Source organism: Arthrobacter sp. 179 (genome assembly GCF_052379645.1).
In the GTDB taxonomy this organism is placed as follows: domain Bacteria; phylum Actinomycetota; class Actinomycetes; order Actinomycetales; family Micrococcaceae; genus Arthrobacter_H.
This window is the reverse complement of sequence record NZ_JBQSYU010000025.1, coordinates 12,499-39,439: the sequence shown is the minus strand read 5'-3', so window position 1 is coordinate 39,439 and position 26,941 is coordinate 12,499. Positions and strand designations below refer to the sequence as shown.

25 protein-coding genes are annotated in these 26,941 nt (G+C 66.3%); 7 read left to right on the top strand and 18 right to left on the bottom strand.

Annotated elements, in window-relative coordinates:
- Positions 1–409: 409 nt before the first annotated feature.
- A complete protein-coding gene (locus tag ACT3UE_RS13505) occupies positions 410–970 on the bottom strand; it encodes a GNAT family N-acetyltransferase (protein ID WP_444566875.1) in 561 nt (186 codons plus the stop codon).
- Here ACT3UE_RS13505 and ACT3UE_RS13500 point away from each other — a divergent pair.
- From ACT3UE_RS13500 to ACT3UE_RS13490, 3 genes are all read left to right on the top strand, one after another.
- Positions 951–1,136 (top strand): hypothetical protein, encoded by a 186-nt coding sequence (locus ACT3UE_RS13500; RefSeq protein ID WP_444554666.1) that lies wholly within the window; start codon positions 951–953, stop codon positions 1,134–1,136. The genes ACT3UE_RS13505 and ACT3UE_RS13500 overlap by 20 nt on opposite strands.
- Positions 1,137–1,202: 66 nt before the next feature.
- On the top strand, positions 1,203–2,351 hold the full coding sequence (gene zapE, locus ACT3UE_RS13495) for a cell division protein ZapE (RefSeq protein WP_444554667.1): 1,149 nt from the start codon (positions 1,203–1,205) through the stop codon (positions 2,349–2,351).
- Positions 2,348–3,034, top strand: coding sequence for a peptide deformylase (locus ACT3UE_RS13490; RefSeq protein ID WP_444554668.1), 687 nt, complete (start codon positions 2,348–2,350; stop codon positions 3,032–3,034). The genes zapE and ACT3UE_RS13490 overlap by 4 nt, the downstream gene beginning before the upstream one ends.
- Positions 3,035–3,054: 20 nt before the next feature.
- Here ACT3UE_RS13490 and ACT3UE_RS13485 read toward each other — a convergent pair whose 3' ends face one another.
- Positions 3,055–5,160 carry a prolyl oligopeptidase family serine peptidase gene (locus ACT3UE_RS13485; protein ID WP_444554669.1) on the bottom strand — a complete coding sequence of 702 codons (2,106 nt, stop codon included), beginning with the start codon at positions 5,158–5,160 and terminating at the stop codon, positions 3,055–3,057.
- A gap of 40 nt (positions 5,161–5,200) precedes the next feature.
- On the opposite strand from ACT3UE_RS13485, the gene ACT3UE_RS13480 reads away from it, so the two are divergent.
- From ACT3UE_RS13480 to ACT3UE_RS13465, 4 genes are all read left to right on the top strand, one after another.
- Positions 5,201–6,058 (top strand): putative RNA methyltransferase, encoded by an 858-nt coding sequence (locus ACT3UE_RS13480; RefSeq protein WP_444554670.1) that lies wholly within the window; start codon positions 5,201–5,203, stop codon positions 6,056–6,058.
- A gap of 122 nt (positions 6,059–6,180) precedes the next feature.
- Positions 6,181–6,648: an NfeD family protein gene (locus ACT3UE_RS13475; protein WP_444554671.1), complete on the top strand. Its 468-nt coding sequence runs from the start codon at positions 6,181–6,183 to the stop codon at positions 6,646–6,648.
- 86 nt (positions 6,649–6,734) lie between these two features.
- A complete protein-coding gene (locus ACT3UE_RS13470; protein WP_444554672.1) occupies positions 6,735–7,661 on the top strand; it encodes an SPFH domain-containing protein in 927 nt (308 codons plus the stop codon).
- A gap of 206 nt (positions 7,662–7,867) precedes the next feature.
- Positions 7,868–8,215: an RNA polymerase-binding protein RbpA gene (locus ACT3UE_RS13465; RefSeq protein WP_444554673.1), complete on the top strand. Its 348-nt coding sequence runs from the start codon at positions 7,868–7,870 to the stop codon at positions 8,213–8,215.
- Positions 8,216–8,322: 107 nt separating this feature from the next.
- Here the strand turns inward: ACT3UE_RS13465 and ACT3UE_RS13460 are convergent, their stop codons facing one another.
- The 16 genes from ACT3UE_RS13460 to ACT3UE_RS13385 all read right to left on the bottom strand — a co-directional run bounded on the left by ACT3UE_RS13460 (position 8,323) and on the right by ACT3UE_RS13385 (position 26,936).
- A complete protein-coding gene (locus ACT3UE_RS13460) occupies positions 8,323–9,054 on the bottom strand; it encodes a polyprenol monophosphomannose synthase (protein ID WP_444554674.1) in 732 nt (243 codons plus the stop codon).
- 432 nt (positions 9,055–9,486) lie between these two features.
- Positions 9,487–11,103, bottom strand: a complete 1,617-nt coding sequence (locus ACT3UE_RS13455; RefSeq protein WP_444554675.1) for an amidohydrolase — start codon at positions 11,101–11,103, stop codon at positions 9,487–9,489.
- A gap of 92 nt (positions 11,104–11,195) precedes the next feature.
- Positions 11,196–14,042, bottom strand: a complete 2,847-nt coding sequence (locus ACT3UE_RS13450; protein ID WP_444561401.1) for a DEAD/DEAH box helicase — start codon at positions 14,040–14,042, stop codon at positions 11,196–11,198.
- Between the two features lie 51 nt (positions 14,043–14,093).
- The gene (gene tatC, locus ACT3UE_RS13445) at positions 14,094–14,855 is read right to left on the bottom strand and encodes a twin-arginine translocase subunit TatC (protein ID WP_444561402.1); all 762 of its coding nucleotides are present in this window, start codon (positions 14,853–14,855) and stop codon (positions 14,094–14,096) included.
- Between the two features lie 48 nt (positions 14,856–14,903).
- Positions 14,904–15,149: a Sec-independent protein translocase subunit TatA gene (gene tatA, locus ACT3UE_RS13440; protein ID WP_444561403.1), complete on the bottom strand. Its 246-nt coding sequence runs from the start codon at positions 15,147–15,149 to the stop codon at positions 14,904–14,906.
- A 26-nt stretch (positions 15,150–15,175) separates the two neighbouring features.
- Positions 15,176–15,538 (bottom strand): hypothetical protein, encoded by a 363-nt coding sequence (locus ACT3UE_RS13435; RefSeq protein WP_444561404.1) that lies wholly within the window; start codon positions 15,536–15,538, stop codon positions 15,176–15,178.
- Positions 15,535–17,592 carry a helix-turn-helix transcriptional regulator gene (locus ACT3UE_RS13430; RefSeq protein WP_444566874.1) on the bottom strand — a complete coding sequence of 686 codons (2,058 nt, stop codon included), beginning with the start codon at positions 17,590–17,592 and terminating at the stop codon, positions 15,535–15,537. Before ACT3UE_RS13430 ends, ACT3UE_RS13435 begins: the two co-directional genes overlap by 4 nt.
- Before the next feature lie 76 nt (positions 17,593–17,668).
- Complete coding sequence (locus tag ACT3UE_RS13425; protein WP_444561406.1) at positions 17,669–18,064, bottom strand: FKBP-type peptidyl-prolyl cis-trans isomerase; 396 nt, start codon at positions 18,062–18,064, stop codon at positions 17,669–17,671.
- Between the two features lie 33 nt (positions 18,065–18,097).
- Complete coding sequence (locus ACT3UE_RS13420) at positions 18,098–19,060, bottom strand: FKBP-type peptidyl-prolyl cis-trans isomerase (protein WP_444566873.1); 963 nt, start codon at positions 19,058–19,060, stop codon at positions 18,098–18,100.
- A gap of 114 nt (positions 19,061–19,174) precedes the next feature.
- Complete coding sequence (gene pafA / locus ACT3UE_RS13415) at positions 19,175–20,548, bottom strand: Pup--protein ligase (RefSeq protein WP_444566877.1); 1,374 nt, start codon at positions 20,546–20,548, stop codon at positions 19,175–19,177.
- A gap of 1 nt (position 20,549) precedes the next feature.
- The gene (gene prcA / locus ACT3UE_RS13410) at positions 20,550–21,269 is read right to left on the bottom strand and encodes a proteasome subunit alpha (protein ID WP_444566872.1); all 720 of its coding nucleotides are present in this window, start codon (positions 21,267–21,269) and stop codon (positions 20,550–20,552) included.
- Entirely contained in the window at positions 21,269–22,048 is a 780-nt protein-coding gene (prcB, locus tag ACT3UE_RS13405; protein WP_444561410.1) for a proteasome subunit beta, read from the bottom strand. Before prcB ends, prcA begins: the two co-directional genes overlap by 1 nt.
- A gap of 2 nt (positions 22,049–22,050) precedes the next feature.
- Positions 22,051–22,248 (bottom strand): ubiquitin-like protein Pup, encoded by a 198-nt coding sequence (locus ACT3UE_RS13400; RefSeq protein ID WP_444561411.1) that lies wholly within the window; start codon positions 22,246–22,248, stop codon positions 22,051–22,053.
- A gap of 102 nt (positions 22,249–22,350) precedes the next feature.
- The gene (gene dop / locus ACT3UE_RS13395) at positions 22,351–23,958 is read right to left on the bottom strand and encodes a depupylase/deamidase Dop (protein ID WP_444566871.1); all 1,608 of its coding nucleotides are present in this window, start codon (positions 23,956–23,958) and stop codon (positions 22,351–22,353) included.
- Positions 23,955–25,727, bottom strand: coding sequence for a proteasome ATPase (gene arc, locus ACT3UE_RS13390; protein WP_444566870.1), 1,773 nt, complete (start codon positions 25,725–25,727; stop codon positions 23,955–23,957). The genes dop and arc overlap by 4 nt, the downstream gene beginning before the upstream one ends.
- 114 nt (positions 25,728–25,841) lie before the next feature.
- Positions 25,842–26,936 carry a tRNA (adenine-N1)-methyltransferase gene (locus ACT3UE_RS13385; protein ID WP_444566869.1) on the bottom strand — a complete coding sequence of 365 codons (1,095 nt, stop codon included), beginning with the start codon at positions 26,934–26,936 and terminating at the stop codon, positions 25,842–25,844.
- Positions 26,937–26,941: the final 5 nt, after the last annotated feature.

The window sequence follows — 26,941 nt, the reverse complement described above, 5'->3', positions numbered from 1 at the left end:
GGACTGTCCTGATCAGGTACTTCGGCGAAATGCATTCGTGCCCACTGGGTTATGTGCTGCTGGACGACGCCTCTTGATGCCAGCGCCATCCCGCCCGCCATAAAGCGTCCGGCCCGCGGTCTGATAAGAGATCAAGTGCATCGGCCTCACTCACGGAGTGTTCTCCGGCACCGTCACAGATTGCGTTCACACGCCATCGTTCGCGTTCCGACTCCGCCGGTCGATCTGGAGCCCCGAGATATCGACACGGCCATTGACTCCACCCGCACCCCGCCATGCCCATCCCGTTCGGCTGATGCGTTCTTCCTGGTTGACGCCGGAGGAGAATCCAAGCCCTTCCGTGGGCCCACAGCTCCGAGACACCCACGACCGGCCCTGCTTGACCTCACCACCTCTCCCCTGCATAACTCTAGTGATTGGGGCTCTCAATGGGGCGTTCGGCTCGAAGGAGCAGCCCTCGTCCCCCAGCAAATATGGTCGTGTGAAACCGTGCCGCCGCGGCAACCTGAACGAATCCCAACGCACGGTGTAGCTCGATCGAGGCAATATTTTCAGCGTTCACCACGCACCATGCCTCGTGGTTACGGGTCCAGATCCAGGCCAGCCGCTCTTGCGTGAGGCGAGCTGCAATCCCCTGCCGCCTCCACCTGGGGTCGACGGTGACGCCACCTAGATAATGTCCGGCCAACGCAGGGCCGTCGGCATGGTCCCAGACATGGGTTTTTGCCCAGCCGACCACCTGTCCGCCGGCTTCTGCCACCAACACCAGACGATCCGGGTCCTTCATGGCACCCACATAGCCAGGCACGGCACTGCTGCTCGCGCCACCGTCGTGGCTTTTATCGGCTATCGATGGTGAGTCAGTCAGCGTCGCGGCCCTGATGAGCGTATGTTTTGACAATCTTCCAACCGTTTCCAATAGGACGTCATCACGAAGTACACTCCAGTATATGGATGCCTCGATACTCAACTCCATCGTCCTTTGCGCGCTCGGCCTCGGGGTGTTTTTCTATCTCCTTCACACCACTATCCGTTCAGCGGTCAGAAGGGGCATCCGCGATGCCCAGCAGGACAAGGATCAGCAGGCTCGTGTCAATGCGGAAGGGGTCGCAGGCGGCGTGGCCCAGGACGTATGACCCAATGGTGCAGCAACCTTTGTAGAATGCACCCATGAAGACTTCGCAAGCACGGGAGTCGGCCCGATGAGGCCCTCTCCCCTGCCGTTCGGCCCGCGTAATTCAGTGCGGAAGATCATCGCCCGGGTCCAGGCATCCGTTGACGCAGCAGGTGTGGAACTCGATCCCCAGCAGCAGTCCCTGGTCAGAGACCTCTCCACGGCCGCTGCCCGGGCGCTTTCACGACGCTCCAAAACGGCGTCGGTGGAGAACTTCTACATCTACGGCCCTCCCGGGCGCGGCAAGTCATGGCTCATGGGGCTGGTGCATGAGGCACTACAGAGCGAGGCCACCCGCCGGCTGCACTTCCACGATTTCTTCCGCGATCTCCATGCCTCGGCGCATAGTTCCGAACTGGCTGAGTCCGCCGGTGATACCGCCGTCGAGGTGGCACTGGACGAGTTGCTAGGGGACGTACGGGTGCTGTGCTTCGACGAACTCCACGTGCACGACCCCGGCGATGCGATGTTCTTTGCCCGCGCACTCAAGGCAGTTTTTGCCCGGGGAATCCTGCTGATCGCGACCTCGAACTATGCCCCGGACGATCTGCTGCCCAATGACTACTTCCACCACCTCTTCGAACCGACCATCGAACTGATCAAGTCACGTATGAAAGTGGTCATGCTCGACGGCGGAACCGACTACCGGGCCCGGATCACCGAAGCAGACCGCCTCTCCGGCTATGCGGCAGGGCACATCATCGTCCCCGGCACGGCGGAACAACTGGCCCAGGCAGGACTCGCGGTCCCCCACCACAACGAAATCACCGACCTCAAGCCCACGACGCACAGCTTCACGGCCCAGCGTGCCGCCCATGGGCAGGCCTGGTTCGATTTCCGCGACCTGTGCGACCGCCCCTCGGCAGCCTCCGATTACCTGCACCTGGCCCGGAATTTCCACCATGTCATCATCGATGGCATCCCCGCACCGGACCGGGCCACGACCAGCGCCTGGAAGCGCCTGGCCAACCTCATCGACGTCCTGTACGACCGCGATGTGCGCACCGATCTGATTTGCGTGGATCCGCCCGACCCCGATGCGGTGGAAGGTCATCCCGTCGATGCCGCCCGGCTGGGCAGCCGGCTCATGGCGTTGCGACCGCTGGTTCCCGGGACCTCCGATGAAGATTCCCTCCACGATCCCGCCCCCTCCCAACAGGAAAGCCCGCTTCGATGACCCTGGACCGATCTGTAACTGCCGCCTACTCCCCCGGCCGGCTGGCGGATCTGGTGGGGACCATGCTCGAACGCGCCACCCGGGGAAACCACGGCACCTTGCTGCCCGAAACACTGCCGTCCATCGTCCAACTCGGCCATCCCGTGCTGCGGATGGAAGCACAGGAGTACACCGGTCAGCTGGAACCGGAAGTGTTGGAGGCCTTGCTGGAGATCATGCGGGCCACCATGCATGCCGCCCCCGGGGTTGGTTTGGCCGCCCCGCAGATCGGACTTCCCCTGCGACTGGCCGTGTTGGAGGACACCTTCGCCACCGATGCCGAGATCGCCAGGGTGCGTGAACGGGAATCGCTTGAGTACTTCGCGATCATTAATCCCCACTATCAGGCCGTGGGCACGCGGACGGCTTCCTTCTACGAGGGGTGCCTGTCCTTCAGCGGCTTCCAGGCGGTCGTCGAGCGTCCAGCCGATCTGGCAGCCACCTATACGACTCCCACCGGGGAAACCATCCAGCGCAAATTCCATGGATGGCAGGCACGGATCCTCGCCCATGAGACCGACCATCTGGACGGAACGGTCTACATCGATCGGGCGATGACCCGCAGCCTGGTGGGCGCCGAGGAATACGCCAGCCGCTGGGCCGGCGCCGATATTGCTGCCGCCCGGGCGGGCCTGGGCTTCTAGCTCCCCGGGCCCACCAACGATCAGTCGCGGGCCGGGTTCACCGGAAGGTACCGATCCCACCAGTCCAGGATCGCCTCGAAGCGTTGGCGACGGTGCCACGGCGTCCCGGCGCGGGAGAGTTCGTGGTTCTCCCCGGGGAAGAGCAGGAATTCGGTCTCGACCCCCTGCCGCAGCAACTCCACGTAGTAGCGCTGGGCCTGTTCCAAGGGGCACCGGTAATCCTCTTCCGAATGCATCACCAGGGTGGGGGTCCGCACCTGCCCGACCTTCGCCATCGGACTTTGTTCCAGGGTTGCGGCCACATCCCGCCCGGTGTACTCGTCACCGAAGAACCAGCCGATGTCGCTCGAACCGACGAAGGAGATCGGATCCAGGAATCCACGCTCCACGATCGCTGCGGCGAAACGGTGGTCGTGGGCGATGGTCCAGGCCGTGAGGTATCCGCCGTAGGAACCGCCCAACACCCCGACCCGGTTCCCATCCAGCGACGGCTCGGCGGCGACCGCACCATCCAGGAAGGCCAATACGTCCTGCAGATCGACGGTGCCCATGGCCTCCTTGATGGCCAGGCCGTGGGCACGGCCGTAGCTGGCGCTGCCCCGTGGGTTGCACTGCAGTACCGCGTATCCGGCCCGTGCATAGACCTGAGCCTCGTCGAAATAACCCCAACCATATTGGGCGTAGGGGCCACCATGGATGTTCAGCAGCACCGGGTGGGGGCCCTCGCCTTCGGGCAGATAGAGCCAGCCATGGACCGGATAGCCGTCGGCCGAAGGCACGGTCAGTTCATGTGGTGCGCTGATGCGGGTCTGCTCGCGCAACGGAGCGGCGAAATCCGTCAAGGCAACCACTCCGCCGTCCTGCACCAGGGCGATCTCCCCGGGGGTGGCCGGGTCGGTATAGGACACGACGACGATGTCCGCGGCCTCCGAAACCCCGGTCACCTCCAGCGGGCCCGAAACCAGGATCCGGGTCGCACCGGAAGCGTCGATGACATGGAGTTCGCTACTGCCCCGCACCCGGGCCAAGGCGGCGACCTCACCGGAGCCCACGGGGAAGAGGCCTCCGCTTTCGCTGTAGTCGAGTATCTGCGGATCGGTCAGGAGGGTGGGTTCCGCCGCCCCGATCTTTTCGGTGGGCAGGACATGGACGGCGGCACTATGAGCCACGAAGTCGGTGCCCGACTCCCCCACCTTGCTCCCCAGCAGAAACAGCTTCTCCCCGTCGCGGCTGAAGGTCGCTGCGTCGTAAACAGTATCGCCCGACGGTGAGCCGGCCACCAATTCGACGTCGGGTTCTCCCGCTGCCGAGGTGTCCACGTCCTCCACCGGGACCCGGTGGATCATCGAGCGCAGATCCGCATCGGCTCCGTGATGCAATGCCGCGGTGAAATACAGGTGCTTGCCATCGGGCCCGAACTCCGGACTGTTGCAATCGGCATCGGCGGGGGTGAGCAGGCGCGTCACCGGGAAGCCCTCGGCCGGTGCCTGGCAGGTGTGGCTGTCCCCCTCTACGTTTTCGCGGGCCGCGGCGGCTTTCTGGACGGTCTTAGCTGCCCGGCCCACGGGCTTGATGAAGGGTTCGGCGTCGGGGGCCGGGACCTCAATGAGGTGGATCCCGTTCCGGCGGTCGTTGCCGAATCCGAGCCCGTTGAACCGGTACTTATATCCGGTGATCCGGCGTGGGGCCTCGGCCCCGGCGCCCACCCCCTCCACGGTGCCGTAGCGTCCTTCCTCGGGGGTACGGCTGCCGAAGGCCACCCGGCGGCCATCAGGGGAGAAGACGAACTCCGACACCCCCAGATGGCGGTTGGTGATCACCCGGGGTTCACCGCCGCGGGCGTCGACGATGGCCAACTGCGGGACGCCCTCGCCATTGGGGCGCAGGAAGGCGATCAACCGCCCGTCGGGCGAGAACCTGGGCTGGGCATCCGAGGTCCCGCGGGTGATCCTCCGCGCGGGGCCCGCGGCGCTGCCGTATTCATCAAGCTCGATCAGCCAGAGCTGCCCCACCCCGGAATCGGCGTCGAAGCTGGGCCTGGTCGCCGCGAACACCACCCGGCGACCGGCCGGGTCCAAAGCGGGGGCGGATACAGTGGTCAGGAGCTCTAACTGATCTGGTTTCACCCCGTGAGCGTATCTGAAAGACTTATTGAAGGAAATAGCCATGAGCGATGATCTGGTCCCCCTGCGCTGCCCGCTCTGCGCCGGGACCCTGGCAGCGGCTTCCTCCGGGGAGCGCACGCTCACCTGCCCCACAGGGCATCGCTACGATGCCGCCAAGCAGGGCTACTTCAATCTCCTGACCGGCCGGGGCACCTCCTTTCGGGAAGATACGGCCGCCATGGTCCAGGCCAGGGCCTCCTTCCTGGCTGCCGGACACTACGAACCTTTGGCCGACGCCCTCGCCCAGGAGGCCCTGACGGGATTTCCGGACCGGGTCCCGCGACTTCTCGATGCCGGCGCCGGAACGGGGTACTACCTCGACGCGGTGGCCTCGGCCCTGGCCGGATCCCGCGGCCAGAGGCCGCCCGCCCTTGCGCTGGACATCTCCCGGTACGCCATGCGGCGTGCCGCCAGGCTTCCCCGGACCCGGGCGCTGGTCTGGGATCTCTGGCGTCCGCTTCCGGTTGCCGACGCCGGCGTCGATCTCCTGTTGAACGTCTTTGCCCCTCGCAACGGCAAGGAATTTGCCCGCGTCATCGCCCCGGGCGGGCTGGCCCTGGTGGCCACTCCCCTGCCCGGACATCTGGCAGAAGCCACGGTGCCCCTGGGGCTGCTCGGCATCGCGGCCGGGAAGGACGAGTCCGTGGCCGCGGCGGTGGGCCCGGAATTCGAGGCCGTCCACACCCGGGAAATCCGTTCCTCGCTGGAGCTTTCCACGGACGACGCCGTCCGGTTGGCCACGATGGGCCCGGCGGGCCACCACCACGATGACGCGTCGACCCGCTCCCGGTTGCAGACCCACCCGATGCCGGCCCGGGTCACCGCCGCCTTCCGCCTGCAGGTGTTTCGCCGTCGATAGCGCGCGGACCAGCGGAAGGACTCGAACATACCTCCCAAGGGTGACGATCCCACCGGCACTCATCATGCAAGATGGTAGGACCGAGGGTGGCAAGCGCCCTCCCAACGCATGCGGGTGACGAAATGTTCGAATGGGTCCTCGAGAACAGTTGGGTCTTCTGGCTCGCACTGTTCCTGATCCTGGCGATCATCGAAATGATGTCGCTGGACCTGTACTTCATCATGCTCAGTGCCGGCGCACTCGGTGGGGTCGTCGTGGCCCTCGCCGGCGGAGAATTCTGGCTTCAGGCCCTGGCCTTCTGCCTCGTTTCCCTGGCCATGATCCTCTTCATCAGACCGATCGCCCTCCGGCAATTGCATAAGGGCCCCGCCGACCGGCTGACCAATGTCGATCGCCTGGTCGGCCAGGACGCCCTCGTGCTCGAACCCACCACGAAACTCGGTGGCCGCGCCAAGATCGGCGGAGAGACCTGGAGCGTCAGAAGCCAGGACGACGCCGCGTTGGCTCCCGGGATGTACGGAACCGTCGTGAGCATCGATGGAGCCACGGCGTACATCACGATGCGCGCCGCGGAACCACACGAGAACTAGTACTTCGACACGGCCGGAGAAGGAAACATCCGGATCTGGTCAGTCCAATGCCCTGCGAAGGGCCATAAGGAAAAGAGGAACCATCAATGACAGGCCTAGGCATAGTCCTGGCAGTACTCGCGGTCTTCGTGATCATCGTGCTCCTGCGATCGGTACGCATCGTCCCGCAGGCGCGGGCAGGCATCGTGGAGCGGCTGGGTAAATACCAGCGCACGCTCGGACCGGGCCTGACGCTGCTGATCCCATTCGTGGACCGCCTGCTGCCGCTGTTGGATCTGCGTGAAAACGTCGTCAGCTTCCCGCCGCAGCCGGTGATCACCGAGGACAACCTCGTGGTCTCCATCGACACCGTCGTGTACTTCCAGATCACCGAACCGCGGGCGGCCACCTACGAGATCGCCAACTACATCCAGGCGGTCGAACAGCTGACCACCACCACGCTGCGTAACGTCGTCGGCGGCCTGAACCTCGAAGAGGCGCTGACCAGCCGTGACCAGATCAACGGCCAGTTGCGCGGCGTCCTGGACGAGGCGACCGGCAAGTGGGGCATCCGCGTTTCCCGGGTGGAGCTCAAGGCCATCGACCCGCCGCTGTCCATCCAGGACTCGATGGAGAAGCAGATGCGCGCCGAGCGTGACCGCCGTGCCGCCATTCTGACCGCCGAAGGCACCAAGCAGTCCCAGATCCTCACCGCCGAGGGCCAGCGTCAGGCTGCCATCCTCGCTGCCGAAGGTGACGCCAAGGCCGCCATCCTGCGCGCCGATGGTGAAGCCCAGGCGATCGAGAAGGTCTTCGACGCCATCCACGCCGGAAACCCGGACCAGAAGTTGCTGGCCTACCAGTACCTGCAGACCCTTCCGAAGCTGGCCGAGGGCTCCTCGAACAAACTGTGGATCATCCCCAGCGAGGTCGGCGAAGCCCTCAAGGGCATCGGTGGGGCCTTGGGCAACTTCACGGACGGTGACGATTCGGCCGGCGCCGCCACGGCACCGGGCGCCCCGAAGCAGCCCTAGGTTTCCACGGCTGATAACACCAGATGGTGGGGCACGGAGGGAACACCCTTCGTGCCCCACCTCGTTAAACGACAACGTGGGCTGGCAACGCGTATACTGGTGTCTTTGTGGCTTCCGCCAAGGGCTCAGGGGAATGATTACCCCACCCCAGGCGTTGTAAACAGTGGATGATGCCGAAGAGCAGCAGAACGTAGTAGGGAGAAAACATGAGCGATCGCAGTCTGCGTGGAATGCGTTTGGGCGCACAGAGCATGGAGACCGAAGCCGGGGTGGAGCCGGCACCGCGTCAGCGCGTGGAGTACCGTTGCGCCGATGGGGAGCAGGTTTTCGTGATGTTCTCCACCGAGGCCGAGATTCCCCTCTCCTGGGTCTCCAAGACCGGCAAGGAAGCACTCTTGGTCGACGGCGAACTGCCGGACACCTCCAAGGACAAGCCGGTCCGTACCCACTGGGACATGCTGCTGGAGCGCCGTTCCATCGACGAGCTCGAACAGACCCTCAAGGATCGGTTGAATAAGCTCCGCGCCGGCCGCGGCGAGAAGATCGAAGCCTAACCGCTCGTCGAGCTCGACCGGACGCACAAAGAATAAAGAGGCCGGTTTCCGCACCTGTGGGGTGCGGGAACCGGCCTCTTCTCATTCCACGGCACGGTGGGACGATCTCACAGCTTTCCGGTCAGCTTCCTCCAGCGGGCACCCAGCCCCCAGCGGGTGACATTGAGCATGGCCTCGACCACGATGTTCCCACTCATCTTCGATACCCCGAGTTCGCGTTCCACGAAGGTGATCGGGACTTCGACGATCTTCTTGCCCATCAGTGCCACCCGGAAGGTCATGTCCACCTGGAAACCATAGCCCACGGATTCTATGTCGTTGAAGTCCAGCGCTTCGAGGGTCTCCCGGCGGAAGGCACGAAAGCCCGCGGTGATATCCCGGATGCCCAGCCCCAACATCAGTCGGGAGTAGGTGCTGCCGGCCAGGGAAATGAGCTTGCGGTAGGGCGGCCAGTTCACGACGCTGCCCCCACGGACCCACCGGGACCCGATGACCAGGTCGGCCCCCTGGGTGTTCAGCGCCTCGAGGAGGCGAGGAAGCTGTTCGGGCTGGTGAGATCCGTCCGCATCGAGTTCGACGAGCACGTCATAGCCCTGTTCCAGGCCCCAGGTGAATCCTGCCAGATAGGCGGCCCCGAGGCCTTCCTTGCCCTTGCGGTGCAGCACATGGACCTGCGGGTCCGTGGTTCCCAGGTTCCGGGCGAACTCACCGGTGCCATCGGGGCTGTTGTCATCGACCACCAGGACATCCGACTCCGGGACGGATTCGCGCAGACGCTTGATCGTGATGGGGAGGGACTCGATCTCGTTATAGGTCGGAATGATGGTGATTACCCGCACGCGGTTTTACCCTTCTGAACTGTCTCGGCGGCCCCCCAGGGGCCTCGATGCGATCCCTCGGGACCTTCGGACACGACTGCGGACCAACGGTCCACTCCCCCGCCGGAGGACCGGGTGGGGAAAAGCCAATGACCAAGTATACCGTTCACCGACCTGAGGGCACGGAAAGACCCCGGGAACTTCGGACCAAAAAGAGTGCATTCAAGCACAAGCAATTTGTTTTCTACTGCTCCCGGGGCCAGACCTTTGTTTATTTGCCGTGATGCCGACTCGACGTTGTAGGACTCCCTACCATCGCCGTTGAGAATCCACCCTATCGGCTCAGATCGCCCTGTCAACTGAAGCCTGACTAGCATTTTCAGGCGTACCACCTAGTCAGGCCCGGCGCGTCGCGACACCCTTTCCGCGCATCGGAAATCGCCGGGGCGGCGCTCACGCACGACGGAAGATGCTCCGTCCCCGACGTACCGTGCCCAGGCAGGTCGGCAGGGAGTCCTCGAGCACGGGAAGCATCGGGGTCCCGGCCCGGGCGTCGGTGCTCCAGGAGGACACCCGGGCGTCGGGGGTCTGGACCGCCAGTTCGGAAGCCGCCCAGATTGCGAAGGTCGCCTCCGAGCCCGGGACGAGCTGACCGGCCAACGGGTCCGGATCCCCGAAGCCCCGGTAGCCGGCCCGCGTATGGGCGACGAAGGCGGCCCGTGCCGAGATCCGGGACGATTCGGTGTGGTGTTCAAGACACGCCTTGACGGTGGCCCAGGGGCTCATCTCCGTGACCGGGCTGTCGGAGCCCAGGCAGACCGGCACCCCTCTGGTCAGCAGACGGCCGACTTCATTCATCCGCGCCGAACGTTCACCCCCCAGGCGTTGTTCGTATTGGCCATGGGGGCCGCCCCAGAGGGCATCGAAAAGCGGTTGCATGGAGACCGTGACCCCGAGTTCTAGCCAGGTGTCGATCGCGGTCTCGTCCAGCATCTCGGCATGTTCGATCCGGTGGCGACCCCGCTGGATGGCCGCGATCCCCAGCCGGTCGGCGGCCAGCCGGAACCCGGCCACCGCCTCATCCATGCCGGCATCGCCAATGACGTGGAACGCGGCCTGGATACCGGCTTCGGTGCAGGCCTGGACATGGGTGGCGATCGTTTCCGCGTCCAGATAGAGACAGCCGCTGGTGGAGGGGGCGTCGGCATAGGGTTCGCGCAGGGAGGCGGTCCGGGAGCCCAGCGAGCCGTCGATGTTCAGGTCCCCGCCGAGCCCGGCCATCCGTGGACTATCGAAGTCATCGAACAGGCTGCGGGCCTGCTGTGCCGTGTCGACGGTTTCGGCCCAATAGATCCGCACCGCCGGCAGGTCCTCGCCCTCGGCGTCGAGCAGGTCGTTCAATGCCGAGACATCCGCGCGGGTCCCGATATGCGGGGCCGCCATTTCGGCGACGGCCGCGTAGCCGTGGGAGGCCAGATGCTGCAGGGCCCGGCGCTGGTGGTCGGCGCGGGATCCGGCGTCAAAGGAGAGAATGTGCTCCCTCACCCGGGTATGGGCTTCACGCACGGCCACGGGGCCGCCGTCCCAACCGTCGAGACCGTGGATTCCGGCAGCAGCAGCCAATGCACTGCTGACCAGGCCCGAATGAACGTCGACACGGGTCAGATACACCTCCCGGCCCGGAGCCGCCGTGTCCAGCTCCTCCACCGTGGGGGTCCGGGCCTCGGGCCAGGTGCTCTCATCCCACCCGGCCCCGATGACCGGGCCGGGCCGGGTGGCGGCCCGTTCGGAGACCGCGGCGAGGAATCCGTCCACCGAGGTACAGCCCGACAGGTCCAGCGAGGCCAGAGCGACGCCGGTCTCGGTCAGGTGGGCGTGGGAGTCGACGAAGGCCGGAGCCACCAGTGCCCCGTCCAGGTCGACGATCTCCATCCTCTCGTCGATCAGCGCGTCCGCGGCCGCCTCCTGGCCGACCCAGGCCACGGAGCCTCCATCGATGAGCATTGCCGTGGCGAATGGATCCGCGGCGCTGTAGATGGCTCCGTTGCGGTACATGACCAGTGCGGGCATGTGTACTTCCTTCCCTGCAGGAGGGCGGCCCGACGGCTCGCCCCCAAAGTGGTTCTTGATGCCCGGTGGTGGTTGGCCTGCCGGAAGCGTGCCTAGTCGGCGACGCTGGAGTAGGCCACCACACCGCGACGCACGGCGTCCACCGCTGCCCGGCACCTCCCGGCCAGCACCGGGGACAGGTCCGGGACCTTGGCCAACTGGTCCAGGGTGTCGATGACCTGTTTGGCCCAGCGCACGAAGTCCCCGGCCGCCAGGTCGGTGCCGCGCAGGCAGTCCTTCAGGTCCTTCCCTCGCGCCCACAGGTACATGGGCCAGACGAGGCCGGAATCCGGCTCGCCCGTCTCCGGGAGCCGGTTGGCTTCCTCCAGGTCGGTCAGTTCGGACCAGTTGCGTACCGCAACCGTCCAGGCTTCCTCGACCTGCCGGCTGGGCATCTTGGGATGCCCGGCGGTGGACTCGCGTTTGGCCTGGTAGACCAGCGTGGTGACGAACCCCGCCAGCTCGGCGGCCCCCAGCTGATCCATGCAACCCGATTCGAGCACCAGGGACGTCAACAGGTCGCGTTCGCCGTAGATGCGTCGCAACCGGTTCCCCGAGGCCGTCGTCACCAGTTCCCCGTCCGGGGAACCTCCCTCGGGAAGGGCCAGGTAGCCGTAGTGTTCCAGGATCGTGCACACGCGGTCGAAGGTCTTGGCAATGGTGTTGGTCCGCCCGGAGATCTGGCCCGAGAGCCTGTCGGTTTCCGCCTTGAGCTTCCACCAGCGTTCGGCCCAACGGGCATGGTCCTCCCGTTCGGAACAGCCGTGGCAGGGATGCCGACGCATTTGCCGACGCAACTCGGTGATGCGGGCTTCCTGCCGGTCGGTGCCCGGGAAGTCGAAGCCGCTGGCCCCCCGACGAGGTGGCCGCTGTTCCTGCAGCGCATTGCGCAGCGAGGCGGCCAGGTCCTTGCGTTCCTTCGGCGTGCGGCCGGTGAAGGACTTCGGGATGCGGATCCGTGAAATGACCTCGATCGGGCCGTCCAGGTCCTGGACCCCGACCCGGCGGACCTGGCGGTCCTCGGTCAGCACCGTCGGACGGGGATCACGCAGCGAATCGGAGACGGCGATGATCACGCAGCGTCCCAGCCGGCGCGGACCGGCCACGTCGATGACGTCGCCCGGGACGACCTGTTCCAGGGATTCCTCGGCCGCCGACCGACGCATCCGGTGGGCGGTGCGCGACGCATCCTTTTCGGCCTGCCCGAGTTCCTGGCGGATCCGGGCGTATTCCTTGAAGTCGCCCAGGTGGCAGGCCATCGATTCCTCGTAGCCGGCCATTGATTCCTGGCGGCTGCGGACCTGCCGGGCCAGCCCGACGACGGAACGGTCGGCCTGGAACTGGGCGAAGGAGGATTCCAGGATGGTGCGTGCCCGCCCCATCCCGAACTGCGCCGAAAGGTTCAACGACATGTTGTAGGTGGGGCGGAAGCTGGAGTTCAGCGGGTACGTGCGTTTGGAGGCGAGACCTGCCACCGCCGCCGGATCGGTGCCCGGCTGCCAGAGGACCACCGCGTGGCCCTCGATGTCGATCCCCCGCCGGCCCGCACGCCCCGTGAGCTGGGTGTATTCGCCGGCGGTGATCGAGACATGCGATTCCCCGTTGAATTTCTCGAGCTTCTCCAACACGACCGACCGTGCCGGCATGTTCACCCCCAGGGCCAGGGTCTCGGTGGCGAAGACCGCCTTGACCACGCCCCGGGCAAAGAGCTTCTCGACGACTTCCTTGAAAATCGGCAGCAATCCGGCATGGTGGGCCGCGAATCCCCGCAGGAGGCCTTCACGCCAGGACCAGAAACCGATGACTTCCAGGTCCCCTGCCGGGATCTCCCGGGCCACGGCGTCGATCTCTTCTTCGATGATCCGTGATTCGGCCTCGGTGGTGAGGAAGAAACCGGTGCGCACGCATTGGGCGACGGCGGCATCGCAGCCCTTGCGGGAGAAGATGAAGAAGATGGCCGGCAGCAGTCCCGACTGGTCCAGCGAAAGCACCATTTCGGGGCGGGAGACCCGATGTTTCTGGGGTGGTCCGGAGGTGTTGCGGGGCCCGGCATGGCCTCGTCCCCGGCGCTGGGCCCGACCGGCACCGCCACGGAATTGATGCCGTTCATCGCGTTGGGCCAGCCGGGTGAGTTCCGGGTTCACGGCAATGCTGTGTTCGGCGCCCTGGTCCTCCAGGGCCGCCGCCTGGTCGAAGGCGAGGTTTCCGGCGAAGAGGTCCAGAAGCCGGCCACCGACCATGACATGCTGCCAGAGCGGGACGGGACGGTGTTCGGTGACGACGATGGCGGTATCCCCGCGGACCGTATCCAACCAGCCGCCGAATTCCTCGGCATTGGAGACGGTGGCGCTGAGGGAAATGACCTGGACGCTCTGCGGCAGGTGGATGATGACTTCCTCCCAGACCGCGCCACGGAACTTATCGGCAAGGTAGTGGACCTCGTCCATGACGACGTAGGCCAGACCGGTCAAGGTATCAGAATCCGCGTAGAGCATGTTCCGCAGGACCTCGGTGGTCATCACGACCACGTCGGCTTCGCTGTTGATCGAGGTGTCCCCGGTGAGCAGCCCCACCCGATCGTGGCCGTAATAGGCGGCCAGCTCGTTGTATTTCTGGTTGCTCAGCGCCTTGATCGGCGTGGTGTAGAACGCCTTCATGCCCCGCTGCAGTGCACAGTGGATCGCGAATTCGCCCACCACGGTCTTCCCGGCGCCGGTCGGCGCGGCCACCAGGACGCCCCGGCCTTCTTCGACGGCGGTGCAGGACTGGATCTGGAAGTCGTCGAGTTCGAATTCCAGGCTCCGGCGGAACGCGCCGAAATGGGTTTTTTCCTCGGCCGCGCGTTCACGCCACGCGGCGTACTGCTCTGCTGGAGAGCCCATGCCTGACCACCCCTTCATTGGTGTCTCGTCTCAGGGGACAAAACCAGCCTACCCGGGCGTCACCACGGCTCAGTCGATGGATTCGCCGTTGGCGATCAACCTCTCGTTCTCCTCTTGCTGTTCGAGGCGGCGTTTGGCCCGACGCCGGTCGTTGAGCAGGCAGAAAACGGTGGCGGCGGCGAAGAGCACCAGCAGTGGTCCGGCCAGGACGAACATGGTCAGTGCGTCGCCGCCCGGGGCGGCCATCGCCGCCACCAGGCAGATCAGGAAGACGGTGATCCGCCAGTTCTTCACGATCAGTTTGCCGGGCAGGATCCCGACCATGTTCAACCCCACCAACAGCACGGGGATGATCATCGAGATGCCGAAGGCGATCAGCAGGCGCAGCACGAAGGTGAGATAGTCCTGGACGGTGATGAGGTTCACCGCGATATCGGGGGTCAGCCCCAGGAAGAACAGCAGGGCGTGGGGAAGCACCCAGTAGCCCAGGTAGATGCCGCCGAGGAACAGTGGTACCGCGACGCTGATGAAGGACAGCGCGGTGCGCTTTTCCTTCTTCTTCAGCCCCGGGACGATGAACGCCCAGAGCTGGTAGAGCCAGACCGGGGAGGCCATGATCAGGGCCAGGAACAGCGACACCTTGATCATGATGTCGAAAGGCGAGACCGCCGTATTGAAGTTCGCCGTCCCGCCGGCGTCCTTCAACGGTTGGAAGAGCAGACCGAGCACCGGTTGGTAGAGGAAGAATCCCCCGACCGCCGCGACGAAAAGGGCACCGAGGGAAATGAAGAGCCGGTTCCGCAGCTCGATCAGGTGTGCCTTGAGCGCCATCCTCCCTTCGGGGTTGGATTTACGCCCTGTCTTTTCCGCCACCGGGAACTAGCGCTTGGGGCCGCGGTGTTCCGGGTCCACGACCTTGCCCTCGTAGGGCTCGTCGGTGGCCGTCGGATCCTGGGGGTCCTGCGGAGCCTGTGGATCGTCGTCCTTCATCTGGCGGACCTCGGACTTGAAGATGCGCATGGACTGCCCGAGGGAACGTGCCAGCCCCGGGAGTTTGGGGGCACCGAAGAGAATCAGCGCCAACACAACGATGATGACAATATGCCATCCCTGTAGACCAGCCATGGGTGGAACTTCCTTTCGTCTGGCTCTCAGTCTACGTCACGCCGGTACAGGTCGCCTACGCGTTGGGCCTGTCCCCGCCGATGTTTTCCGGCGATCCTGCGCTCGCGGCGGGCGGTGCGGCGGGCCTGTTTCCCGGCGTCATATTCCCGCCGGGCCGCGTCGCGGGACCTGAACAACACCGCGGTACCCGCCGGCGGCCGCGGCCGGCCCCCGAGGTCCTCTTCCAATGCTTCCCCCGGCGGCAGGGACAGGGCGTCCCCGGCCGTGGTCACTTCATCGAACATGACCATGAACTTGCGGTACAGGTGCAGGGCGCACAGGCCCAGGAACACGAGGGTGGCCAGGGCCAGCACGGCCCAGAGCAGGATCCAGAACCACCAGGGCATCATGCGTTCTCCTTGGTCAGGGGGTGGGGGCGACGGTTTTCGTGGGCGGCCAGGGCCGCGTCCAACCAGCGGCGCGTGGTGTCGGCGGCGGTGTCGGGGGCGATGACCCGCAGGCCTCCGCCGTGCCGGGCCACCAGCCCGGGCAGCAATTCCGGCGCCGGGACACCGACCTCGGCGATCAGGGTCCCGTCCTTGGCCTTCGCGCTCTGGTACGGGGCGAATTCCTCGACGAGCCGGTGCAGCCGGGGGGCGAATCCGAGTTCGACGGCGATGTCCTCCGGGGCCGGAGTGTAGAGCGTGCCCTCCGCCACGGTGTGTCGTTCGGCCTCGCGGACGAACCTCTCACCGGTGGCCCGTGCGGAGAGGATCCGATCCAGCCGGAAGTTCCGTCTGGCCCGGGAGCTGCGGCACCACGCCTGGACATAGGTCCGGCCACCGTCCTCCAGGAGGCGGATCGGCTCGATCTCCCGGTCGCTGATCTCGTCGCGGCTGGGTTGGTGGTAGCGCAGCTGGAGCACCTCGTCGGAGGCCACGGCGGCGCTCACCGTCTCGCGGACGGCGGAGGACTCGGTGGCTGCCAACCGCGCGGAGGCGATCCGGTCGATGTCCGCGAATTCCCCCGCGGCCCCGCGCAGCTTCTCCAGCGCCGACCGCGCGGCGCTGCGGTCCGTGGTCCCGGGCAGGTCCAGGAGGGTCTGCAATCCGACCAGCAGCGAGAAGGCCTCCAGGAGGTTCAGCCGGATCGGGGCCGCGAGGCCCTCCGCGTTGACGATGGAGACCCGGTCCCCCTCCAGGTCGACGTCGATCAGTTCATCGGGCAGGCCATTGGGGACCCCGCAGAGCTGGATCATGGTCAGGTCCTCGATCAGCCGACGCCGGGACAATCCGAACCGCGCGGCGGTGTCCTCGAGCAGCGGGGCGCCTTCGCGCACCACGTAGGCGATGATGTCCAGGGCCCGGGCCACGACGTCGGAGGAGGACGGCCGGCCCCCGGGGCGTGCCTGTCCGAAGGAGTAGGCCGGCACCGGGGCGTTTTGTGCTTCGCAGGCCCCCTGCAAGCGGCGTCCGACGGCGTCGCGCAGGCCCTCGGGGCCCAGGACCGCCGCTGCCGGACCGAGTTCGGCGATTTCGGCGCTGAGCGCCTCGTCGTCCTGGTAGTCCAGGCACACGGTATCGGCGGTGTCCTCGGGGTCCTGCCCGGCAGGTGGTTGCCCCGGGTCCGTGCCGTCGACGGGCTCGACCGCCCGGCTCCGCAGGGCCAGTCCCCGCCCCGGGGCCAGACGCACCCTCGCCCGTTGGCGGGCCGTGTCGGGGTCCAGCCCGTCCAGGACCTCTGCGATGCGGAATCCTTCGGGTCTCTCGACGGTGCCCGGGCGACGGGCGATCTCGGAACAGATCCGCGAGAGCCGGAAGATGCGTTGGCCGTCCCGGTCGCGGTCGCGGCCCACGAGGTACCAGTGGCCGAAGCGGTTGCCGATGCCCCAGGGTTCGATGGTGCGCACGGCGCTCTGCCCGGAGGCCGCACGGTAGCTGAAACGGATCGGGGTTCGATCCCATACGGCGCCGAGCACATCGCGGAAGGCGGCGTCCGCGGCATGGAGCCTCGGTTCGAAGGTCTCGAAGGAGGCGCCCTCGGAGTCGGGGCTTCCGGCGGCGCCCGGGGAGAGCCGGTTGAAGGCCCGGTCCGCGGCGGAGGCGATCGTCGGATCCTTCCAGACCCGGGCCGCCAGTCCCAGGGCCATGGCTTCCTCGGGGGTGAAGGACACCGCGGGAAGCCGGTATTCCTCGGGGCGGACGCGGTAGTGGGTCTCTTGGCGGTCGTTGCCGTAGTAGGTGTCCCCGACCAGGGATTCCAGCGGGACCCCGAGGGAGCGCAGATCGCTCTTATCACGTTCGAATTTGCGCTCGAAGGCCTCGTCGGACAAATCCTGGTAGTCATCCACGATGCCCCGCAGCTCGGCCCGGGTGTAGCCCCGGCGTCGGGACATCAGGGCATAGGTGAGGCTGACGAGCTTTTCCGTGCGCGAAGGCGCACCCGCATTACGTTTGGCAGACACCGGACCCACGTTACTAGAAAGCACGACGGCGCCGCCCCCCGGTGGGGGGGACGGCGCCGTCGTGGCGGGAGGACTGCTAGCGCACGTCCACCAGGTCGACCACGAAGATCAACGATTCGCCGCCGGCGATGGCGGCCCCTGCCCCGCGTTCGCCATAGGCCAGATGCGAGGGGATTTCCAGGCGCCGGCGTCCGCCGACCTTCATGCCCAGGATGCCTTCGTCCCAGCCCTGGATGACCTGTCCGGTACCGGCCCGGAACTGCAGCGGTTCGCCGCGGTTCCAGGAGGCGTCGAATTCCTCGCCCGTGGACCAGGCGACCCCGACGTAGTGTGCCGAAACCGTGGCGCCGGCGGTCGCCTCGGCGCCGTCACCGACGATGAGGTCCTCCGAACGCAATTCGGTGGGTGCGCCTTCCGTGGGGAAGTCGACTTCGGGTTTGGTGCGGTCGTACTCGCGTTTGCCAAAAGACATATTCGTCCTTCTCCTGTTTCCGTTCCGGGATTTCTACTTCGCGGGCTTGTCGATCGACTTCACGTCGACGACGAAGACGAGGGTACCTTGCGGCATGCCGTCCTGGCCGTCGTAGGCGAGCTTGCTGGGGATCGTCAGCAGGACGGTGGAGCCTTCCTTGACCCCTTCGAGGCCTTCGGTCCACCCCTTGATGACCTGATCCAGGCCGAAGGTCGCCGGGGAGCCCTTCTCGTAGCTGGAATCGAACTGTTCGCCGTCTTCCCAGCGGGCCCCGGCATAGTCCACCGTGATGGTGTCGGACTTCTTGACCTTGTCGCCGTCGCCTTCCTTCAAGGTGGTGACCTTCAGGTCGGCGGGCGGTTCGTTGCCGGCGGGGATCTTCACGGTGCCGCTGCCGTCTTCGGCGATGTCGGCGGTGGGTTCGGCGTCCTTCTTCGCGTCGCCGTCTTCCTTCGTGAAGTCGACCTTGATCTTGTCCTTGGCGTCCACGACCTTCAGGATCAGCAGCTGATCGATCTGGGACGGATCCTTCGGGTTGGCGGAGGCGCCGTCGTCATCGGATTCGTCGGCGTTCTTGGGATGGACGTAGGCAACCCAGGAACCGATCTTGGTCCCGACGAGGATCTCGTGGATCTGCTCGTCCTGTTCCTTCAAGTCGTCATTGACGCTGAGGGTCATGGCCGGTTCCTTGAACGTGTTGCCGACCTCGCTGCCGTCCTTCATGTTGTATCCGGCCAACTTATAGGAGACGTCCTGGCCTTCCTCCACCTTGGCCCCGTCACCCTCTTCGAGGACCTTCGCCCCGGGCTCGGTGGCTTCCAAGGGGGTATCGAACTCGACCTTCGGCGCCGAGTCCTCATCCTCCCCGGGCGTGAGTTTGATGGAGGAGAGCGGCTCGGCCGCGCCCACGGTCCTCGGGGTTCCGGCTCCACAGGCGGTCAGCGCTAGCAGCGCGACCCCGAGAACCAGTGCCAGCAGCTTGCGCACAAAATCCACTTTCGTCGTCGTACATCAATGGTCAACAATCGACCCGGGGGCACCACGGCGCCACCCGGGCCCCGTCCAGCTTAAGGTTCCCGCCTGTGAATGTCCTGAGGCCGCGCCGGAAAATCAGTCTTGGGACCGAATCAGGGCCGTCAGTTCCTCCACCCGCGGGTCGACCTGGGCGAAGGGGTCCTTGCACAGGACCGTCTGGCCGGCATGGTCGTTGAGCTTGAGATGGACCCAATCCACGGTGAAGTCGCGGCCGGCTTCCTGGGCGGCCCGGACGAAGTCCCCGCGTAGTTTGGCTCGGGTGGTCTGGGGTGGGGTCGTCGTCGCGGCGGCGATCTCGGCTTCGGAGACCACCGCCTGCGCCCGACCGCCCCGGCGCAGCAGCGAAAACAGCCCGCGGCGCGGATCGATGTCGTGATACGTCAGATCCAGTTGGGCGATCCGCGGGGAGGAGAGTTCCAGGGAGTGCTTTTCCTGGTATTGCCGGATCAGCCGCTGTTTGATGGCCCAGTCGATTTCGGTGTCGATCCCCGAGGCGTCCCCGCTGGCCACCGCATCCAGGGCACGGCGCCACAGGTCCATCACCCGGGGCACGTGCTCGTTATGGGCCCCGTGGCGTTCGATGAACGTGGTCACCTTGGCATGGAAGATCTCCTGGAGTTCCAGGGCACTCAGCTCGCGGCCGCTGGCCAACCGCACCCGGTGCCGCCCGGTGGGGTCGTGGGAGATATCGCGGATGCTGCGGATCGGGTTCTCCAATCGCAGGTCCTCCATGATCGTGCCGGCCTCGATCATGCGCAGGACCAGATCGGTGGCGCCGATCTTCACGAGCTGGGTCGTTTCGGACATGTTCGAATCCCCCACGATCACGTGCAGGCGCCGATAATATTCGGCATCGGCATGCGGTTCGTCCCGGGTGTTGATGATCGGGCGGGACCGGGTGGTCGCCGAGGAGACGCCTTCCCAGACGTGGTCCGCACGTTGGGAGAAGGCAAAACGGTGTTCGCCGTCCACCGGCAGCACCTTCCCGGCCCCGGCGAAGAGCTGGCGGGTGACCAGGAACGGGATGAGGATCTCGGCCAGCCGGGCGAATTCCAGTTTGCGCGGGATCAGGTAGTTCTCGTGGCAGCCGTAGGAGTTCCCGGCCGAGTCGGTGTTGTTCTTGAACAGGTAGATGGATCCCCGGAGCCCGTCGGCCTTCATGAGTTCCTCGGCGCTGGCCACCAGATCGTTGAGGACCGACTCCCCGGCCCGGTCGTGGGCGATCAGTTGGGCGACGTCGTCGCATTCGGCGGTGGCGTATTCGGGGTGGGATCCGACGTCGAGATAGAGCCGGGAACCGTTGGTCAGGAAGACGTTGGAACTGCGCCCCCAGGCCACCACCGGCTTGAAGAGGTAGCGGGCGACTTCCTCGGGGGTCAGCGGTCGTCCTCCGGGATCGGAGTAGGCGATCCCGTATTCGGTTTCGATTCCAAAGATGCGGCGGTCCATCTCAGGCACCGTCCTTTCCAGCCAGGGCGCGCAGGATCTCGTCCTTGCCCCGTCGTTTGAAGGTCCTGCCGGTCAGCGGCCGGTCGACCGGGCTGCGCTCCAGGACGGCGACCTCCAACAGGTCCACGGCGTCGGGCCCGGAGACCTCGGGCAAGGCGGCGGCCGCGGTCCGGATGACCTCGTCGAATCCGGCGGTGGCCAGTTCGCGGCCGGCCCAGGCGGCGTCCATGGCCTCGGCCAACGACCGGGCGTCACCGCCCATGACGACCAGTCCGGGTTCGTCGGAGATCGAACCGTCGAAATTCACCCGGTACAACTCATCCGAGGCGGGCTCCTCCCCTACTTCGGCGATCGCCAGTTCGACTTCGAAGGGTTTGGATTCGGCGGTGAAGACCGCGCCGAGGCTTTGGGCGTACACGCTGGCCAAACCGCGGCCGGTGACATCCTCCCGGTCGTAGGAGTAGCCCCGGGTGTCCGCATACCTGACCCCTGCCTGGCGCAGGGATTCGAATTCGTTGTATTTGCCGACGGCGGCAAAACCGATCCTGTCGTAGATCTCCCCGATCTTGCGCAACGTCCTGGAGGGGTTCTCGGCGATCAGGGCGATGCCGTCCCGGCAGCTGGCCACGATGACCGAACGGCCCCGGGCGATGCCCTTGCGGGCGAAATCCGCCCGGTCCTTCATGAGTTGTTCGGGTGAAACGTAGAACTGTGCGCTCATCAGGCCTCCCTGGCTGTGGCCGAGCGTTCGGCGACGATTTCCCGGGCGAGACGGACCAGCTCGTCGTCGGGGATCCGTGCCGAGCCGTCGGCGTCGACCCGGTAGAGGATCGGCATGAGTTGGCGGACCAGATCCGGGCCCCCGGTGGCCGAATCATCGTCGGCCGCATCGTACAGGGCCTCCATGGCCACCCGGATGGCGCCCGTGGCGCCCAGTGAGGGGCGCCAGAGCTTCTTCAGGGCCCCGCGGGCGTAGACCGAGCCCGAACCGATGCTGTGGTGTTCGATCTCCTCGAAACGTCCGCCGGTGATGTCGTAGGAGAAGATCCTGCCCAGTTGCTGGCGGGGGTCGTAGCCGGCGAACAACGGGACCACCGACATGCCCTGCATGGCCCGGCCCAGGTTCGAACGGATCATGGCGGCCAACCGGTTGGCCTTGCCGTCGAGGCTGAGCAGGGCCCCTTCGATCTTTTCGTAATGCTCGAGTTCGACCTGGAAGAGCCTCACCAGATCCAGTCCTATGCCGGCCGAACCGGCGATCCCGACCGTTGAGAAGTGGTCGGTGGCGAAGACCTTCTGCATATGCCTGCTGGCAATGACGTTGCCGATGGTCGCCCTCCGGTCACCGGCCATGACCACCCCCTGGTCATAGGTCAGCGCGACGATCGTGGTGGCATGCCGGAGCCCTTCAGTGGCCCCGGCCGTATCGGCCGCCGGCAGCAGGTCAGGGCGTTCGCGCCGCAGATGCTCGACGAAGGAAGGCCCCTCGGGAATCTGCATGGCTACTGTCCGCCCTTTTGCACGAAACCACGCACGAACTCCTCAGCATTTTGTTCCAGTACGCCGTCGATGTCCTCCAGCAGGTCGTCCACACCTTGGGTCTGCTCCTGCGTGGCCGGTGCCGCCGCGGCCGGGGCCGGGGTCTCCTCGACTTCCTGCTCCTGCGTGGACGGCTGCGGCCGCTGCTGTTCCTGTGCCATGGTCTGCTCCTCTCCTCGGGGCGACGAATCGCCGGTCTGTCTATCGTCTCACTTGGTGGTTCCGGCTGCTGGTGGATCGGCGGGACCGCGGTCCTGCCCGGTTCAGGTCCGCCCGCGGGCCAGCTCGTCGACGAACCGGCCCACGTCGAGTCCCGCGTCGAAGAGCCGCCCGACCCGCTCCTTGGTTCCGCGCAGCGGTTCGGGGGTCGCCACCCGGTGGCTGCCGGGGCGGCCGGGGATGCTGAAGATCACCGCATCCCAGCTGGCCCCCAACACATCCTGCGGGTACTGGCTCAGGCAGCGGCCGCGGAAGTAGGCGCGGGTGTCCTCCGGGGGTTCGACAACGGCCCGGGCGATCTGTTCCTCGCTGAAGAGCGTCTCGACCATCCCGCGTCCGGCCAACCGGTGGTAGAGACCGCGTTCGGGGCGCAGATCCGCCCATTGAAGGTCCATCATCGCCAGCCGGTGGTCCTGCCAGGACAGGCCATCCCGGTCACGGTAGCGGTTCATCAGATCCAGTTTGGCAACCCAGTCCACGGTGCGTTTCGCGGCGAAGACGTCCCGGCCCAGGGTGTCGAGGGTGTCCTGCCAGCGGGTCAGCACATCGGTGGTCGCGGCATCCTCGGCCCCGGTGGTCCGGCAGTGGGCGCGTGCCGCGTCGAGGTAGATCCGTTGGATCTCCAGGGCGGTGACCCGTCGGCCGTCGGAGAGTTCGACGACGGTCTGCAGGGTGGGGTCGTGGCTGATCTGCTGCAGGGCGGCCACCGGTTCACGGAGTTGGATCCGCGGCGCGGTACCGGCTTCGATGAGCGAGAGGACCAGGGAGGTGGTCCCGACCCGCAGCAGCGTGGAGACCTGGCCCAGGTTCGCGTCCCCGGCGATCACGTGCAGCCGCCGGTACTTCTCCCAGGTGGCATGAGGCTCGTCGCGGGTGTTCACGATGGGACGCCTGATGGTGGTTTCCAGTCCGACCTCGGCTTCGAAGAAGTCGGCGCGTTGACTGATCTGGTAGCCGGGTTCCGCCCCGGTCATCCCCCGGCCCACGCGTCCGGAACCGCACAGGACCTGCCGGGTGGCGAAGAACGGGATCAGTCCTGCGGCGATGTCGTCGAAGGGGGTGGACCGCGGCATCAGGTAGTTCTCGTGGGCCCCGTAGCTCACGCCCTTGTTATCCGTGTTGTTCTTGTACAGCAGGACCTCGGCGAAGCCAGGGGACTCGGCGATCCGCCGTTGGGCGGCCAGGGCGACCCGGTCCCCCGCCTGGTCGTGGAGGACCGCGTCATGGGGTCCGGTGGTCTCGGGTGAGGAGTATTCGGGGTGGGCATGATCCACGTAGAGCCGGGCCCCGTTGCCCAGCACCATGTTCATCAGCACATGACCGTCCGTGTCCTGCTCGGCATACAGGGTCTCCCCCGCCCTGACGTCCCCGCCGGCCAAGGCGATCTCCTCGGCCGTGAGTTCGCGCGGGGTGTCGGTCAGCTGGGAGGCGTCGGCCACGGCCCGGGGCATGTTCCAACCCCGGGCGTCGGCCAACGGCGCCTCATCGGCATAGTCCCAGCGCGTCCCCGCCAGCTGCCCGTAGCCCTGGCGCACGGTGGCGGCATAGGCGTTGATGACCTGCGCGGACAGGATCGTGGAGTTCGCTCCGGGCTGGCTGGGGGCCAGCACCCCGAATTCGGTTTCCAGACCGATGACCCGCCGGACACTCACAGGTACTGCCCCGTATTGGAGTATCCCTGCCCCGGTTCCGTCTCGAGGCTGCGTCCGACGCCGGAGCCGCTCTTATCGGCGACGATGGTGCGGATGTAGGTGATCCGTTCGCCCTTCTTGCCCGAGATCCGCGCCCAGTCGTCGGGGTTGGTGGTGTTGGGCATGTCCTCGTGTTCGTGGAATTCGTCGGCGACACCGCGCAGCAGGTGGTCGATCCGCAATCCACGCTCCCCGGAGGTCAGCAGTTCCTTGATGGCCGATTTCTTGGCCCGATCGACCACGTTGCGGATCACCGCCCCGGAGTTGAAGTCCTTGAAGTAGAGCGTCTCGGTCTCGCCGTTGGCGTAGGTGACCTCCAGGAACTCGTTCTCCGTGCCCGTGGAGTACATGGCCTCCACGGTCTGGCGGATCATCCCCTGCACGGTGGCCTCGGCGTTGCCCCCGTGTTCGGCCAGGTCGTCGGCGTGCAGGGGCAGGTCGGTGGTGAGGTATTTGGCGAAGATCTCGGCGGAGCCCTCGGCGTCGGGGCGCAGCACCTTGATCTTCACGTCCAACCGTCCGGGCCGCAGGATGGCCGGGTCGATCATGTCCTCGCGGTTGGAGGCGCCGATGATGATGACGTTGTCGAGCTTCTCCACGCCATCGATCTCGCTGAGCAGCTGGGGAACGATCGTCGTTTCGACATCGGAGGAGACCCCGGTGCCGCGGGTGCGGAACAGCGAATCCATTTCGTCGAAGAACACGACCACCGGGTTGCCCCCGGCGGCCTTTTCCCGGGCACGGGAGAAGATCAGCCGGATATGTCGTTCGGTTTCGCCGACATATTTATCGAGCAGTTCGGGGCCCTTGATGTTCAGGAAGTAGCTGCGGGCGCTTTCCCCGCCGCGCAGTTCGGCGGTCCGTTCGGCCAGTGAATGGGCCACCGCCTTGGCAATGAGCGTCTTGCCGCAGCCCGGGGGGCCGTAGAGCAGGATGCCCTTGGGGGCCTTCAGCCCGTGTTCGCGGTAGAGATCCTGGTGCAGGAACGGCAGTTCGACGGCGTCGCGGATCTGTTCGATCTGCGGGCCCAGCCCGCCGATATCGGCGTAGGAGATGTTCGGGACCTCTTCCAGGACCAGCGACTGCATCTCCGAGAGCTGCACCCGTTCGGTGGCCAGCCCGGTCCGCGGGTCGATGGCCAGTGAATCGCCCACCCTGACCTTTTCGCGCAGCAGCGGCCCGGCCAGCCGGATGACCTTCTGGTCGTCGGCCCGGCCCACGGCCAGGACCCGCCCGTCCTCCATGACCTCCTTGACGGAGACCAGTTCCCCGGAGGCTTCGAAGCCGAGTCCGGCGACGATGGTCAAGGATTCGTTCAGCAGCACTTCCTGCCCCAGCTGCAGGCTCTCCAGGTCCAGCAGCGGGCTGATCGCCACCCGGAGCTTCCGGCCGCCCTGGACGATGTCCGCCCCCGGGACCCCGGTGGAGGAGATGGCGGTTCCGGCTGCGGGATGGCTGCGGGCGTTGATCCCCACGATGGTGCCGAAACTGAACGGGGTGTCCCCGTCCCGATCCAACGCCGATTTGAGCGTGACGATCTGTTCCCGGGTGCGTTCGAGCATGGCGGTCAGCCGGGCGTTGTTGGCCGTCGTCGTCCCCAGTTGGCGATCCAAGGTCCGTGACTTGTCGCGCAGGACGTTGAGCTGGCGTTCGGCGATCTCGAGTTGGCGTTGCAGCCGCCCGTCCCCCTCGGCCGCCCCGGAGGCTGGGGTCGATGTGTTGTCCGGCATATGAGCACCCTTCGTCGCGCCTTGCCCCGATGGGGTCCGTCCCCTTCATCGTAGCCACCCGCGGCCCGTCAGGGCATCGATGTTAACCGCAAGTGTCGCCGTCCAGGCCGGGGTTCACTCCCCGGGGGTCGGCTTCGGGAAGTCGGCGGGATCCAGGCCGTTGCCGTCGGCATCACGGAAGGCCCCGCGCTGCTTCATCGATTTCGCGTCCTTGGCGGCCCGACGCAGTTTCTTGTCCGAGACCCCGCGTTCGCCCAGTCCCGTGGCATCCCAGGCCCCGTCGTCGTGCTCCTTGGTCCAGGCCTGGACGTCCTCGGCGGCGAATTCGGTGTTCTTCATGCGTTTCTGCCCCGGGATCCCCGCGGCCCCGTCGGCGAGCCGGCGGGCGGTGAGCAGGAACCCGGTATGGGCGACCATTCGGTGGTCGGGGCGCACGGCCAAACCGTCCAGATGCCAGCCGCGGACCATCGATTCCCAGGATTCGGGTTCGGTGAACCGGCCATCGGCCCGGATGGCCTCGGCGGTGCGTGAAAGCTGGGTGACGGTGGCGACGTAGTTCACCCAGACCCCGCCGGGGGCCAGCACGGTGGCCACGGAATCCACGCATTCCCAGGGAGCCAGCATGTCTAATACGACGCGGTCGATGGAACCGGGTTCCTCGGTGGCGGTGGCCTGGTCCTGGAAGTCGCCGAGGCTGATCCTCCAGGCCGGATGTTCACCGCCGAAGATCGTTTCCACGTTGCCACGGGCGATCTCGGCGAATTCGGCACGACGTTCGATGCTGTGCAAGTATCCGCCATCTCCCACCGCCCGCAGCAGGGAGATCGACAGGGCCCCGGAACCGACGCCGGCTTCCAGGACGCGGGCGCCCGGGTAGATGTCGCCCATCGTGACGATCTGCGCGGCGTCCTTGGGGTAGACGACGGCGGCCCCCCGCGGCATGGAGAGCACGAAGTCCTTCAGCAGCGGGCGCAGCGCCTGGTAGCGCCGTCCCTCCGAATTCTCCAGCACGATGCCTTCGGGCTGGCCGATCAACGCATCGTGGTCCAACACCCCGCGGTGGGTGTGGAACTGGCCCCCGGGAGTCAACGTCAGGGTGTTCATCCGCCGTTTCTCATCGGTGAGCTGGACCCGGTCCCCCGGGGCGAAGGGCCCGCGGCGGTGAGCGGCGCCATGCGGGGTGGCGGGCTGGTGGGGGGTTTCGTTCATGCTGG

What these genes read in the sequence shown, in the direction of transcription:
- ACT3UE_RS13500 (WP_444554666.1), top strand. Translation starts at nt 951, where the DNA reads ATGGATGCCTCGATACTCAACTCCATCGTCCTTTGCGCGCTCGGCCTC.
- zapE (WP_444554667.1), top strand. Translation starts at nt 1,203, where the DNA reads ATGAGGCCCTCTCCCCTGCCGTTCGGCCCGCGTAATTCAGTGCGGAAG.
- ACT3UE_RS13490 (WP_444554668.1), top strand. Translation starts at nt 2,348, where the DNA reads ATGACCCTGGACCGATCTGTAACTGCCGCCTACTCCCCCGGCCGGCTG.
- ACT3UE_RS13480 (WP_444554670.1), top strand. Translation starts at nt 5,201, where the DNA reads ATGAGCGATGATCTGGTCCCCCTGCGCTGCCCGCTCTGCGCCGGGACC.
- ACT3UE_RS13475 (WP_444554671.1), top strand. Translation starts at nt 6,181, where the DNA reads ATGTTCGAATGGGTCCTCGAGAACAGTTGGGTCTTCTGGCTCGCACTG.
- ACT3UE_RS13470 (WP_444554672.1), top strand. Translation starts at nt 6,735, where the DNA reads ATGACAGGCCTAGGCATAGTCCTGGCAGTACTCGCGGTCTTCGTGATC.
- ACT3UE_RS13465 (WP_444554673.1), top strand. Translation starts at nt 7,868, where the DNA reads ATGAGCGATCGCAGTCTGCGTGGAATGCGTTTGGGCGCACAGAGCATG.
- ACT3UE_RS13455 (WP_444554675.1), bottom strand. Translation starts at nt 11,103, where the DNA reads ATGCCCGCACTGGTCATGTACCGCAACGGAGCCATCTACAGCGCCGCG.
- ACT3UE_RS13450 (WP_444561401.1), bottom strand. Translation starts at nt 14,042, where the DNA reads ATGAAGGGGTGGTCAGGCATGGGCTCTCCAGCAGAGCAGTACGCCGCG.
- tatC (WP_444561402.1), bottom strand. Translation starts at nt 14,855, where the DNA reads ATGGCGCTCAAGGCACACCTGATCGAGCTGCGGAACCGGCTCTTCATT.
- tatA (WP_444561403.1), bottom strand. Translation starts at nt 15,149, where the DNA reads ATGGCTGGTCTACAGGGATGGCATATTGTCATCATCGTTGTGTTGGCG.
- ACT3UE_RS13435 (WP_444561404.1), bottom strand. Translation starts at nt 15,538, where the DNA reads ATGATGCCCTGGTGGTTCTGGATCCTGCTCTGGGCCGTGCTGGCCCTG.
- ACT3UE_RS13425 (WP_444561406.1), bottom strand. Translation starts at nt 18,064, where the DNA reads ATGTCTTTTGGCAAACGCGAGTACGACCGCACCAAACCCGAAGTCGAC.
- pafA (WP_444566877.1), bottom strand. Translation starts at nt 20,548, where the DNA reads ATGGACCGCCGCATCTTTGGAATCGAAACCGAATACGGGATCGCCTAC.
- prcA (WP_444566872.1), bottom strand. Translation starts at nt 21,269, where the DNA reads ATGAGCGCACAGTTCTACGTTTCACCCGAACAACTCATGAAGGACCGG.
- prcB (WP_444561410.1), bottom strand. Translation starts at nt 22,048, where the DNA reads ATGCAGATTCCCGAGGGGCCTTCCTTCGTCGAGCATCTGCGGCGCGAA.
- ACT3UE_RS13400 (WP_444561411.1), bottom strand. Translation starts at nt 22,248, where the DNA reads ATGGCACAGGAACAGCAGCGGCCGCAGCCGTCCACGCAGGAGCAGGAA.
- arc (WP_444566870.1), bottom strand. Translation starts at nt 25,727, where the DNA reads ATGCCGGACAACACATCGACCCCAGCCTCCGGGGCGGCCGAGGGGGAC.
- ACT3UE_RS13385 (WP_444566869.1), bottom strand. Translation starts at nt 26,936, where the DNA reads ATGAACGAAACCCCCCACCAGCCCGCCACCCCGCATGGCGCCGCTCAC.